The sequence below is a fragment of the Streptomyces sp. NBC_00386 genome (assembly GCF_036063235.1).
GTDB lineage: Bacteria > Actinomycetota > Actinomycetes > Streptomycetales > Streptomycetaceae > Streptomyces.
The window spans coordinates 5,463,388-5,476,275 of sequence record NZ_CP107950.1 but is presented as its reverse complement, the minus strand read 5'-3'; the positions used below and the strand labels follow the sequence as shown (position 1 = coordinate 5,476,275).

10 protein-coding genes are annotated in these 12,888 nt (G+C 71.1%); 5 read left to right on the top strand and 5 right to left on the bottom strand.

Annotated elements, in window-relative coordinates; all coding sequences use genetic code 11:
* Positions 1-76: 76 nt before the first annotated feature.
* Positions 77-832 carry a GOLPH3/VPS74 family protein gene (locus tag OG780_RS24140; protein WP_326787196.1) on the top strand — a complete coding sequence of 252 codons (756 nt, stop codon included), beginning with the start codon at positions 77-79 and terminating at the stop codon, positions 830-832.
* Positions 833-1,100: 268 nt separating this feature from the next.
* Here the strand turns inward: OG780_RS24140 and OG780_RS24135 are convergent, their stop codons facing one another.
* Complete coding sequence (locus OG780_RS24135; RefSeq protein ID WP_328451426.1) at positions 1,101-1,226, bottom strand: hypothetical protein; 126 nt, start codon at positions 1,224-1,226, stop codon at positions 1,101-1,103.
* 129 nt (positions 1,227-1,355) lie between these two features.
* Here OG780_RS24135 and OG780_RS24130 point away from each other — a divergent pair, with 129 nt between their 5' ends.
* A complete protein-coding gene (locus OG780_RS24130; RefSeq protein ID WP_328451424.1) occupies positions 1,356-2,213 on the top strand; it encodes a helix-turn-helix domain-containing protein in 858 nt (285 codons plus the stop codon).
* 281 nt (positions 2,214-2,494) lie between these two features.
* Complete coding sequence (locus tag OG780_RS24125; RefSeq protein ID WP_328451422.1) at positions 2,495-2,704, top strand: DUF397 domain-containing protein; 210 nt, start codon at positions 2,495-2,497, stop codon at positions 2,702-2,704.
* A gap of 164 nt (positions 2,705-2,868) precedes the next feature.
* Here the strand turns inward: OG780_RS24125 and OG780_RS24120 are convergent, their stop codons facing one another.
* Positions 2,869-3,708 (bottom strand): hypothetical protein, encoded by an 840-nt coding sequence (locus tag OG780_RS24120; protein ID WP_328451420.1) that lies wholly within the window; start codon positions 3,706-3,708, stop codon positions 2,869-2,871.
* Positions 3,709-3,871: 163 nt separating this feature from the next.
* Between OG780_RS24120 and OG780_RS24115 the strand changes: the two genes are divergently transcribed.
* A complete protein-coding gene (locus OG780_RS24115; RefSeq protein ID WP_326787192.1) occupies positions 3,872-4,657 on the top strand; it encodes an SDR family oxidoreductase in 786 nt (261 codons plus the stop codon).
* Between the two features lie 356 nt (positions 4,658-5,013).
* Positions 5,014-6,585 carry a sodium:solute symporter family protein gene (locus OG780_RS24110; protein ID WP_328451417.1) on the top strand — a complete coding sequence of 524 codons (1,572 nt, stop codon included), beginning with the start codon at positions 5,014-5,016 and terminating at the stop codon, positions 6,583-6,585.
* 37 nt (positions 6,586-6,622) lie between these two features.
* Here the strand turns inward: OG780_RS24110 and OG780_RS24105 are convergent, their stop codons facing one another.
* The 3 genes from OG780_RS24105 to OG780_RS24095 all read right to left on the bottom strand — a co-directional run bounded on the left by OG780_RS24105 (position 6,623) and on the right by OG780_RS24095 (position 12,652).
* The gene (locus tag OG780_RS24105) at positions 6,623-7,732 is read right to left on the bottom strand and encodes an ADP-ribosylglycohydrolase family protein (RefSeq protein WP_328451415.1); all 1,110 of its coding nucleotides are present in this window, start codon (positions 7,730-7,732) and stop codon (positions 6,623-6,625) included.
* A 204-nt stretch (positions 7,733-7,936) separates the two neighbouring features.
* The gene (locus OG780_RS24100) at positions 7,937-11,260 is read right to left on the bottom strand and encodes a tetratricopeptide repeat protein (protein WP_328451413.1); all 3,324 of its coding nucleotides are present in this window, start codon (positions 11,258-11,260) and stop codon (positions 7,937-7,939) included.
* Between the two features lie 258 nt (positions 11,261-11,518).
* The gene (locus tag OG780_RS24095) at positions 11,519-12,652 is read right to left on the bottom strand and encodes a peptidoglycan recognition protein family protein (RefSeq protein ID WP_328451411.1); all 1,134 of its coding nucleotides are present in this window, start codon (positions 12,650-12,652) and stop codon (positions 11,519-11,521) included.
* Between the last annotated feature and the right edge of the window lie 236 nt (positions 12,653-12,888).

Sequence of the window (12,888 nt, the reverse complement as noted above, 5' to 3'; positions counted from 1 at the left end):
ATATTCCGGTCACGCGCTCTCGACAGACCAATGTGAGAGGGGTCACCCTGTCATTCATCCACGCGGGGAGGCATGGATGGGCAAGAGCCGCAGAACAATTCCGGAGGAGCTTCTGCTGCTGGCGTTGGACCCGACCACGGGTACCACCGCGCAGCCGCAGTCGCTCGACCTCGGTCTGGCCGGAGCACAGCTAGTGGAGCTGGCGCTGGCCGGACGGATAGCCCCAGACGGGGATCGTATCGCCGTGGTGGTGCCACGGCCGACCGGAGATCCAACACTGGACTGTGCGTTGGAACTCCTTCGGCGGCGCGGGGCACCCGTACGCGCGGTCAACTGGATCGGCGGACCCCGCCTGGGGCTCCGCCAGACCTACCTCTCGCATCTGGAGAGGTGCGGCATGGTCCATGCCGTGGCCGGCCAGATGTGCGGGGTGCTTCCGACGACTCGCTACCAAGCGACGGACACGGATATCAGCCGGGAGATCCGAACCCGGCTGGACAACGCGATCCGCACCGGCGTACCGCCGGACCCGCGGACCGCGGCGCTCGCCGCGCTGGCCCACGCGGTCGGTCTCGGCAAGCACCTGTATCCGGGGAACGAGGGACGTTCGTCCCGCTCCCGGCTGCGGGACCTGATCAGGCACGACCCCATGGGCGGCCTCGTGGCGCACGCCGTGATGGACGTTCAGAGCGGTGTGGCGGCACAGCCGCGCCGCAACCCGGCACCGGCAGGCCGCCCGGCCACCGCCGGCGTCAGGTCCGCACCGGAAACCGCACGCGGTGTTCCGATGCAACCGCGCCATGGCTCGATGGCGCGCGCCGTGGCGCACTGAACCACGGGCCCACGCGGCCCGTGTCACGCACCGTCGGCAACACTCGCACCGCCAGCACCGCCGCAAGACACCAGCGCCGCACCGCAGTCCCCATGATCCGGTTCGGGAGCCGCAGGCTCGCGCGGGGTGGCTGGGACCGTACGTCCGGACGACGACACGGTCCCAGCCACCCCGCGCGACCGCATCCGAGGATGCGTCCCCTCCCTGAGGGAGCCGGGCGCACCCGGGCGGCAGGCCGGGAATGACCACGCGTCGGCGGCGATCTTCCTTATGTCCCAGGGGAGTTCGCGGGGTCCGCGCCGACGGTGACGGCGACGGCGGTGACGGTGACGGCGGTGACGGCGGTGACGACGACAACCGCGGTGACGACGACGGCGTACGGCCGCGTATACACGCCGAATCTGCGAACTTGCGCCCACCAGGCGCATATACGCCGTTTCCCAGCGGTAGAAAGCACCTTGGTGGCAATCTGCTCAACAGCAGATACGCAAAGTACAGGCCCGCAGCCGGAGGTGCACGTCCCGTGGCGTCAAGTGTCAATCCCACCGTCCGGCGGCGCCGGCTGGGCCAGGAGCTTCGGCGGCTCCGCGAGCTCAAGGGCATGACGGCCGAAGAGGTCGCCGAGCGCCTGCTGGTGTCACAGTCGAAGATCAGCCGGCTGGAGAACGGCCGGCGCAGTATCAGCCAGCGCGACGTCCGCGATCTGTGCGGGGTCTACGAGGTCGAGGACCACCGGATCGTCGACTCGCTGATGCAGATGGCCAAGGACTCGCGCCAGCAGGGCTGGTGGCACTCCTTCGGCGACATCCCGTACAGCGTCTACATCGGTCTGGAGACCGACGCCGCGAGCCTGCGCGTGTACGACCCCCAGGTCGTCCCGGGCCTGTTGCAGACCCGGCAGTACGCCGAGGCGCTGATCGCGGGGGCGCTGCCGGAGACCGCGCCCGTCGACATCGACAAGCGCGTCCAGGTGCGGATGAAGCGGCAGGAACGAATCTCCGCCCCCGACAACCCGCTGCGCCTGTGGACCGTCCTCGACGAGTCCGCCCTGCGCCGCGCCGTCGGCAACCGCTCGCTGATGCGCGAGCAGCTCGAATACCTCGTCGAGCAGTCCCAGCTTCCGCACGTCACCGTGCAGGTGATCCCCTTCGACATGGGCGCGCACCCGGGCCTCAACGGCCAGTACGCGATCCTGGAGTTCCCCGACGCGGCCGACTCCAGCGTCGTCTACATCGAGGGCGTGACGAGCGACCTGTACCTGGAGAAGGCGAACGACGTCCAGAAGTACAGCGTGATGTACGAGCACCTGCGAGCCCAGGCCCTGAACGTGGAGCAGTCGCGCCAGTTCATCGCGGACATCGCGAAGGAGTACGCGCGCTGATCGGCACGGGGGCGGCCTCGAAGGGCGCCCCCGCCGATGAGTGGCCGGACCCTACACTGTCGCCGCACCAACGGGGAAGACCCCCATGGAATATGCCATCCAGTCGAGTGAATAGTCGCTTCGCCAGCCGATGTTGGCGAGTAGCGTCGATCACGCCATCGAGCAACAACGTTGGCGCAATCCGGACCGCGGGTCTCCTGACGGATCCACGGTCCGGTGGCAATGCGCCAATGGCTTCGTGGCGGCAACTCATCGACGAACGACAGCTTTCTGGAGCGATCATGGCAATTCAGCAGGGCGCCCTCGACACCTGGACCAAGTCTTCCTACTCCACCGGCAACGGCGCCTGCGTCGAGGTCAAGTCCCCTGTCCTCTCGGCGATGGCCGTCCGGGACTCCAAGGTTCCCGCCGGCCCCACGCTCGCCTTTCCCGCGGATGCCTGGAACGCCTTCGTCACCGAGGTGAGTCACGGAGCGTCCAGCCTCGTCTGACCCACATGGACGGGACAATTTCATACGCTCCACCGACAGAGCCCTCTCGACCGGCCCGCCGTCCTGGCCGAGGGGGCTCGGCCCTCTCTTTTTCGGGGCTCGGTTCGCCTCCGGGGCGCTGAAGCCGGTGTCCCTTCGGCCCACTCGCCGAAGGGCACCCTTCTTCAGCGCAGGCGGTCCACGTAGGTGTCCGTCCCCGGCACCGTGGGGATGAATGGGGCCACCAACTCCACACGCCCCAGGCCCGATTCGGCCACGGCCTCGTCCAGGCCCGTGAAGTGCGCCTCCCAGCAGTCGCGCGGATCCGCCTGGAGGAACCACAGCAGGGTGAGCCGGGTGTCCACGCCCTCGACCTGCTTGACATAGGTCATGCGGTCGCCGGGGAGCGGGGTCGGCCGGAAGACGGTGACGAGGGCGGCGGGTGAGCCCGCCAGCCGCCCGGGGAGATGGCGGGAGCGCAGCCACTCCAGCAACTCGGCTCGCCGGTCGGCGGATTCGGCGTCGACGACCTCGACCACGAGACCGGCGTAGGGGTGGTCGAGGGCGTGGAAGTCGCGGGGGCCCGCGGCGCCGTCGCGGTAGACGGTGGCCTCGTGGTCCTGGAAGGCCGTGAAGACGTGCGTACGGTCCTGGTAGACGCGGCCGTCGCGGTTCAGCCGCCTGTTGATGCCGACGGTCCACTTCATGTGGTCGTCGTAGCGGCCGTCGGTGACCCAGTAGGTGGAGATGTAGCAGCCCGCGGTGACCGGCTGGGCGACCGCCGACTTCTCCGGGTAGCGCAGCAGCTGGAGGTCACGGGTGGCCACCCAGCGGCGTCCGGCGTACATCCAGGGCATGGCCATCGCGCCCGCGTAGTAGTGATCGTCCTCGTACCAGCGGTTGTAGGCGTACTCGTGGCCCGGGTGCGGTTCGACCAGGGTGATCAGGGCGTGGCCCGGGTGGACGCCGTACGGGCCGAGGGCGGCCAGTTCCGCGTAGGTCTCGCTGCGGGTCTCCTCCGGCATGACGAACCCCTTCCTCGGTGGAACGTGCGCGGGACTTCCTTCCTCCGCCGGACGCCCATACTCTGACGCCCCGTCAGGCAATGCGCCAGAGTCGCGTCGGGGCCAGTGCGCCGGACGGGGCGCGCCACGGGCGGACCGGGCCACGAGATGAGGGAGGCCGCAGATGTCACTGCTCGCGGGGAAGACGGTCGTCGTGTCGGGTGTCGGAGCCGGGCTCGGTCATCAGGTCGCGGCCGCCGTGGTGCGTGACGGCGGCAACGCCGTCCTCGGGGCGCGCACGGAGGCGAATCTCGCCAAGGCGGCGGCCGAACTGGACCCGGACGGCACGCACACGGCGTTCCGCGCGACGGACATCACCGACGAGGGGCAGTGCGACGCCCTCGCGGCACTCGCGGCCGAACGCTTCGGGCGGATCGACGCGGTGGTCCATGTCGCCGCCTGGGACAGCTACTTCGGCGGCCTGGAGGACGCCGACTTCGCGACCTGGCAGTCGGTCATCGATGTGAACCTGCTCGGCACGCTGCGGATGACCCGCGCGTGCCTCCCCGCACTGAAGGAGCGTGGCGGCTCCGTCGTCATCGTCGGGACGCAGTCGTCGGTCGCCGCGCCGAGCCAGGTGCGACAGGCGGCGTACGCGGCCTCGAAGGGCGCTCTGACGAGCGCGATGTACTCCCTGGCGCGGGAGCTCGGCCCGCACCGGATACGGGTCAACACCGTGCTGCCCGGCTGGATGTGGGGCCCGCCGGTCGAGGCGTACGTGCAGTTCACGGCGTACACCGAGCAGGTGCCCGAGGCGGACGTCCTGAAGCGGCTCACCGAGCGGATGGCCCTGCCCGAGCTGGCCACGGACGGGGACGTCGCCGACGCCGCGGTGTTCCTGGCGTCCGACCGGGCGCGGGCGATCACGGGCCAGTCCCTGCTCGTGAACGCGGGCGAACTCATGCGGTAGTCGATCCGGCCGGCGGCTCCTCTCGCAGGCGCACGGGACCCGCATCCCGTACGGCTGTCGACTTGTCATTGCTGCTGTGGGTCTGACGAAGTGCCCGCTCATGGTGTGGTCCACGTCACGAGCACGACAACAGCCCGGTGGGTAAAGTAGAGGCAAAATCGTTCTGCTTTCTGATCTGTGTTCATATCTGTGACCGCGCGAGGTCTTGACCGGCCGGTCGAACCAGCGGTTCAATCCCCAAGTCCCCGCTCCCGCACGGGGGCGCCGCCCTCCCCCGAGCAGGGGGGAACCACGCGTACTGGCGAAGTGCCGTCCGGTATCTGCAAGTTCACAAGGCGGACCCCTGGAGGGGGCACATGAACGGTCTCGACTGGGCCGTCCTGGTCGCGTACTTCGGCGTGATGACCGCGATCGGTGTCTGGTCCCACAAGCGTGTGGACGATGTCAGCGACTTCTTCACCGCGGGCGGCAAGATGCCGTGGTGGCTGTCCGGCATCTCGCACCACATGTCGGGCTACAGCGCGGTGATGTTCACCGGCTACGCCGGCATCGCGTACACCTACGGCATCACCTCGTACGTCACCTGGGCGCTGCCCATCGCCATCGGCGTGGCCATCGGCGCCAAGGCCTTCGCGCCCCGGCTCAACCGGCTGCGCTCACGGCTGCACGTCGCCTCACCGCTCGAATACCTCAAGGACCGCTACAACGTGCCGACGCAGCAGGCGCTGGCCTGGTCCGGCATCCTGCTGAAGATCGTGGACGTCGGCGCGAAGTGGGCGGCCATCGCCACCCTGCTCAGCGTCTTCACCGGCGTCACGCTCACCCAGGGCATCATCATCACCGGCGGCATCACGGCCGTGTACTGCACGATCGGCGGGCTGTGGGCCGACGCGCTGACCGAACTCGGCCAGTTCATCATCCAGTTGATGGCCGGTCTGGCGATGCTGGTCATCGCGCTGAACAAGATCTCCGACCAGGGCGGTCTCTCCAAGGCGCTGGACTCGCCGAAGCTGCACGGTCACGCGAACGGGTTCGCGGGCCCGTACCTGACGGTGTTCTTCATCGCGTACCTGTTCATCAAGCTGTTCGAGTACAACGGCGGCATGTGGAACCAGGCCCAGCGCTACATGGCCACGGGCAGCGCCAAGCAGGCCACGCGCTCCGCGTTCCTGTCCGCCGGGCTCTGGTTCGTGTGGCCGGTCATCCTGTTCATCCCCATGTGGCTCTCGCCGCTGCTCGTCACGGCGCAGAAGCCGGACGGCTCGGACGCGTACGGCCTGATGGCCGACCAGCTGCTGCCGCACGGGCTGCTGGGCCTGGTCGTGGTCGGGTTCTTCTCGCACACGATGGCCATGTGCTCCTCGGACGCGAACGCCATCGCGGCCGTGTTCACCCGGGACGTGGCGCCGGTGCTCTCCAAGGCCGCGCGCTCCTGGGACACCCGTGCCGGGCTCATCGCGGGCCGTGTCACCACCGTCGCCTTCCTCGGCTTCTCCATGGCGGTGGCCACCCAGGTCAACTCCCCCACGTTCAAGGACATCATCACCGTCGTCATCAAGTGGGTGGCGGGGCTCATGGGACCGATCGCGATCCCGTTCATCCTGGGTCTGCTGCGGCCGTTCCGTAAGTCCGGCCCGACGGCGGCGCTGACCAGCTGGGCCTGCGGTCTGCTCGCCTTCTTCTTCGTCAACTACAACCTGGACTTCTCCCAGCGCACGGACGTGAAGCTGGAGTACCAGGTCTCCGTGCCGATGGTCATCTCGCTCGTCCTGTACATCCTCATCGGCTTCCTGAAGCCCGAGGACACCCCGGAGCGGGACGCCCTCATCGAGATCATCAACACGGACGACGACGGATCGGCCGCCGCGGCGATCCCGGCACCGGCGGGTGCGCCGGACGGGGTGGTGGGCACGCCCGTGAAGGACTAGTGCCCCGACCGGAACCGGGGCCCGTCGTGTCTCCGGCTCAGGCGCGGGGGTAGCGGGCGAGCCAGCCCGGGGACGATCCGGCGGGCCCGTGCAGCGCGGGCCCCTGGGTCATCTCCATCGCGAAGTCGTCCGCGAGGACCAGCACCGTGGGACGGCCCTCCAGTTCGGCCAGCCAGGCCGGCGGGAGGGCCGTCTCGCCGTGCAGGGCGCCCAGCAGACCTCCCGCGAGGGCGCCGGTGACGGCGGAGGGCCCGCCGTGGTTCACCGAGAGGCACAGACCGTGCCGGACGTCCTCGCCGACGAGCACGCAGTACACCGCGGCGGCGAGCGGCCCCTCGGCAATGCCGCTCACGGCGAGCTCCTGGACCCGCTCAGGTGAGGGCATGCCCTGCCGTACGGCGCCCAGGGCGTGCTGAAGCGCGGCGGCGACCGGCTGGTGCCCGGGCCGGGCCGCGAGCAGCGCGAGGGCCTGCTGCACGGCCGCGTCGGGGTTCTCGCCGCGGGCGAGCGCGTGCACGATCACGGCGTACGCGCCCGCCGTCAGGTACGCCGAGGGGTGGCCGTGCGTCTGGGCGGCGCACTCGACGGCGAGCTGCATCACGAGCTGCGGCTCCCAGCCGACGAGCAGCCCGAAGGGCGCGGAACGGGCGGCGGCCTCGGGACCCTGCTCGCCGGGGTTCTTGGGCGCGTCCAGCGTCCCCATGATGTCGTCGGCGAGGCCGAGCAGGCAGGCCGTGGCGGGGTCGCGGCGGGCGTAGAGCCACTCCTCGCGGGCCAGCCAGCCGTCGTCCTTGCGGCGTTCGTCAGGCCCCCAGTCGCTCTGGGTGGCCGCCCAGCGGCGGTAGGCGCGGTGCACGTCGGAGGGCGGATGCCAGGCGCCTGTGTCGCGGCGCACCTGGGCGCGGATGAGCCCGTCGACGCCGAACAGGGCGAGCTGGGTGAGATGGGTGACGGCGCCGCGCCGCCCGTACGCGGGGGCCGGTCCGACGAGGCCCTCCGCGCCGTGGGTCTCCCGGATCCTCTCCAGCGAGAGCCCGTCGACCGGGGCGCCCAGCGCGTCGCCGACGGCCGTGCCCAGAAGCGTCCCGCGGACCCGGCTCCGGAAGTCCTGCTGCTCCCCGCGGCCCCAGACGGCTGTCGCACCCACCGAGACCTCCTGAGGCACTGTCCGTACGCACGTCCGACAGGGCAGCACTGTAATCGAACGGGAACGGTCGGCTGAGGCCCCGGATCCAGAAAGGGGATGTGCTTCCGGTGTCCCCGAATGATCGGGTCCGGGCGGTCTTCGGGAGAAGGCCGGTCGGGTCCAGGCGGTCTTCGGGAGAAGGCGCGGGCTTCGGCCCGCCCGCCGTCAGTGCGTGTAGCGCGCCCGGATCGCGTCGCGGGCCGCGGTGACCGCCGTGAGGCGCGGGGTGAGGCGGGAGGGATCGGCGCCGGGGCCGGCGAGGAGTTCGGTGAGGATGTCCGCGAGCTCGGCCAGATCGTCCCATTCGTGTTCCATGGCCAGGGCCTCGGCCAGCCCCCGGTCGGCGTCGGCCCAGTCCCCGAGGGCCCAGCCGATGATGCACCGGCCCGACCGGCGGGTGAACTCGTCCGGGGCGTCCGTGTCCAGGAGCCGTTCCAGCTCACGCCACCAGGGTTCCGCGGCCGCCCTGCCCCGGGACCGCGTTTCGGTCATCGCCAGCTGGAACGTGCCGGGCAGCGGTTCCTCGGCACGGAGCCGTTCCGCGAGGTGTCGGGCCCGCGCCCACTCCCCGGTGTGCCGGAGGACCTCGACGCGCACGTAGTCGAGGTCGAGATCGAGCGGGTCGTCCGGGCCCGGCTCAGGGCCCGCCTCGGACAGCCGGGCCATCGCCTCGTCCCGCCGGCCGCAGTGGATCAGCGTCTCCACGATCCTGCAGCGCGCCTTGTCCCCGTCCGAGCCCAGGGCGATCAGCCGTTCCCAGTCGGCGAGGGCCCGCTCGGTCCGTCCGGTCGCCAGGAACACCTGGGCCCGCTTCTCGTAGGCGAACGCGTAGTCCGGGCCGTCGGCCAGGGCCCGGTCGAGCCAGGTCAGCGCCTCCTCGTAGTCCTTCAGGTCACGGTAGGTCGCTCCCAGGCAGCCGAGCGCCGAGGCGTTGCCGGGGTCCCGGTCGAGGACGTGCCGGAAGACGGTGATCGCCTCCTGGTGCCTCTTCTCGAGCCGGAACACGTTGCCCAGTTCGACCTCGATCCAGTCGGCGTCCGGACTCGCCGCGAGCGCGCGCCGCAGATCCTCGGTCGCGCCGGACAGGTCCTCAAGACCCCACTTCACCCGGGCCCGCATCACCAGGGCCCAGGAGTAGTCCGGCTCCAGCGCGACGGCGCGGTCGAGATCGGCCAGTGCCCGCGCGCTGTCGCCGAGCTCGTGGTGCGACACCCCGCGGCCCGCCAGGGGCGAGGCGTAGTCGGCCTTGAGGCCGACGGCCCGGCCGAGTTCGGCGACGGCCTCCTCGAAACGGCCGGCGAGCCGGTAGGTGTCACCCCGTTCCGACGCGACCCAGGCGGAGTCCGGCTCCAGGCGGGCGGCCCGGTCCAGATCGGCGAACGCCTTGTCCCATGCGTCCGTGTCACGGTGCAGCCGGGCGCTGCGGACGAGCGCCCAGACGTGGGTCCCGTCCATGCCCAGCGCACGGTCGAAGTCGGCGCGCGCCGCCTCGCACTGATCGAGGGCGTGCCGGCACACCGCTCGGGAGGCCAGCGAGTCGACGGCCGTCGGGTCGAGGGCGACGGCCCGGTCGAAGTCGGCCACCGCCTCCTCGAAGCGGCCCGCCAGGCGGTGTGTCTCCGCCCGCTCCGCGATGATCCACCCCGTGCCCGGCCTCAGTTCGTCCGCGCGGTCGAAGGCGGCCAGCGCCGCGGTGAAGTCACCCCGCAACTGGTGGGTGAACCCACGGCCGTAGTGCACCCGCGCCTCGTCCGGATCGATCTCGACCGCCCGGTCGTACTCGGCCAGGGCCCGCTCGTACTCCCCGGCGTTGCGCAGTTCCCTGGCCCGCACCCCGTGTGCCAGGGCGCGGCCGGCGCCGTGCAGCGCGGGGCGGGCCAGCAGCAGGCCCATGGCCGCGGCCACCCCGTCCTCGTCGTCCGCCAGCGCCCCGGTCAGTCCCCGGCCCAGGTCGCGCAGAGCCGGGTCACCCGCCGCGTCCCCGGCTTCCTCGATCATCCTGGCCCAGTTGCGTCCGGTCACCTGACCGGTCCGGCAGGCCTCGACCACGTCGCTCAGCGCGTCACCCAGCGCCGCGCGCGGCCGGGCGCACAACCGGTGGTACGACGCCTCCAGCCGCAGCCGCCGCCACGGCTCGTGCTTCCACAGCTCGTCGGGATCGAGCAGGCCGGTCCCCGCCTCGTCGCACCAGTGGCCGAAGACCTCCGCGAGCCTCTCGTGGCGCTCGGTCCAGCCGCGCGGGGAATGGCGCCGCTGCAGCCGGAGCATCGGCTCGCGGACCAGGCCGTGGTACCGGACCCGGTCGCCGCGGCCGTCCACGAACGGCAGCCCGCGCAGCCAGCCGAACAACGCGTCGGCGTCCTCGTCGGGGCACTCCACGGCGGCCCGGAACACATCCAGGTCGAGGCTCCGGGGAAGGGCGCAGGCGAGGGCCACCGCCCGGCGGACCGGGTCCGGTTCCCACTTCAGGAAGCGTTCGACGGCGGTGGCCGAGGGATCGCCGATGTCGTCGGGGTCGGCGGGGCGCTGCTCGGCCAGCGTCGAGACCAGCAGGGGCAGTCCGCCCGTCAGACGCAGCACCTCCTCGACCACGGGCTCCGCCACGACCCCCTTGTCCGCGAGGAGGCCGCGCGTCTCGGTCTCCGTGAAGGGACCGAGGGGCAGGTCGGTGACGAAGTCGGCGAAGCCGCCCCAGCGGGAGGTGTCGAAGGGACGCTGCCCCGCGGTCACCACGACGACGGTGGCGGGCAGCAGGCCGTGCTCCCGGGTCGCCATCACCGCGTGGAGCCAGGCGTCGAGGAACGGTCCCGTCCGTTCGTAGGTGTCGAAGAACAGGACGATCCACGGTACGGCCGACGCCGCCTCGGAGAGCTCCCTGACGAGGACCGGGGTGAGCACGGCGTGCGGCGACAGGACCAGCCGCTCGTCCTCCTCGTTGCGCAGGCGTGCGCCGAGTCCTGCCCTCAACCGGTCTGCTCCCTGGGCCAGTTGGGCGGGGTCCAGGACTCCGGCGAAGGCGCCGACCCCGGGCACCATTCCCAGCCCCACCAGTCCGACCCGCGCCACCGTCAGGCTGCCCGCCGAGGGTCCGGTCCGCTCGGGCTCGTGCGGGGCGAGGAGGGCGGCCTCCGCCTCGTGCCGCCGCTCGTGGTACGCGGTCAGCAGGCGGTCCAGTTCCTTGAAACGGTGCCCCTGCGCGGCGAACCGGCGGCTCAGCGCCGCCATGGCCTCGGGCAGGCTGCCGACGCTCTCGTCGACGTAGGCCGTCAGCGCGCCGCGCTCACGCGCCAGTTGTTCCATCTCGCGGACCAGGAACGTCTTGCCGACGCCCGCGTTGCCGTGCACGTGGAACAGGAACCGGTGCCGCTCGTCCTCGGGAGGCAGGTCGAAGTTGGCTCGGAACGTGGCCCGTTCGGCCCCGCGCCCGACGAACCCGTGCCGCCTCCGCCCCTCGATCAGCTCCTGCATCGACGGCTGCCCCCGCACCATGCGCCTCTTCCCTCCTCCACCACACCGGCCCGCCCGACCCGGCATCCCCAGTCTGGCCCAACTCGCCTCCCAGCGACCGGCGGTAAGGGCGGCCGGTGCACGGACGCCCCGCCGGAACCCGGGGTTCCGGCGGGGCGCCGAGAGGACAGGGCCGCCGTCAATGCCGAAGCGATGCCGGTGATTCAGCGCACCGGTGCAGGTGGGCGCCGTAGGGAGACGTCACTTGCCGTCCCGCCCGGCCGACAGCCCGGTTCGCCGTCAGACCTGGGGTTGCGACAGCTCCGCCGCGGCGTCCGTGCGCAGGGCGGGAAGGTCGCCGTACAGCGTGGTGCCAGGGCACTCGGTGGAGAGCCAGTCACGGTGGCCGTTGATCATCTGGACGTTCTTGCTGACGCCGTTGACCGGGTTGACGAAGGTGACGGCGGCCTCGGGGTCGAAGTCGTGGTACGAGGACAGCGCACCCAGCAACCGGACGAGCGACTGGCGGGCCGCGGCCGTCGGGGGCTGTTCGTTCGAGTTGCAGAGCAGGGCGATGCCGAGGTTGCCCGAGTTGTTGCCGGAGGTGTGGAAGGCGGTCACCATCTTCCCGCTCGCGTCATGGGCGGGGATGCCGTCCGTGCCCGAGTATCGGCCCTCGTAGACGAGGCCGGCCTCGTCGATCAGGTAGTGGTAGCCGATGTCGCCCCAGTCGTTCGTGATCGCGTGGAGGTAGTAGTACGACCGGATGGTGGCCGCCGGGTCGGGGTCGCCGTTGACGCCCGCCGTGTGGTGCACGGTCATCACCTGGGCCGGATAGTAGGCCTGCGGCGAGTTCTCGGTGCCGTCCGCCTTGAAGCGGAGGGACTCGTCGGCGCCCCACCCGGCTCGGGTGATGTACTCGACGTCCGCGATCCGCCCCACAGTCGCGGCCGTGGCGACCTTCGTGGACGGCCCGTTGACCGTGTCGATGGCGGTGGAACGTATGTCGGTCGCACCGTCCGGCAGCCGCAGTTCGTACCCGGCGGCCCCGCCGGCCGGCACCAGCGCGCTCACGCTCTTCGCCGGGTCCCCGGCATCCCCGTCGGCACCGGCCCCGCAGACCGGCTGCAGCGCCGTCCACGCGCCACGGCTGCCGTCCTGGCCTATCAGCCGGATGCTCGCGCCCCGCCTGGGCCCGGTCCAGCTGACGCCGACGTGCCCCACGGGGAATTCGGCCTGTACGGTCCGCGCGGCGGCACCGGTGACGGACTTCGCACGCGTACGCGGCACACGGACCGTACGCGCGCCCGAAGTCGTCGTGGCGGGGGTTGTCGTGGCGATCGCCGGAACGGCTACCAGGCCGGTCGCGACACCGGCCGCGGCACCGGCCGCCATGAGGACGGCACGACGGTCAAAAAGAAGCCTCTTGCGCACAATGGATCCTTTCAAGTGGCGCAGAGCTGGGGGAACCTGCCACCCGTCCCCACCCACGGACCGCATGCCGGGCGGGTCGCAGAGGGCAGACAGGAAGCGGTCTCCCTCAGCGCTGACTCTTTACTGACTCTTCATACGAGGCAGCGGTACGCATCACTCGACCGGGGACGCATCTCTCTGCCCAAAAGCCGTTCAGACATGGGGAGTTGTCCGCCAGAACACACAAGGTGGCTCTG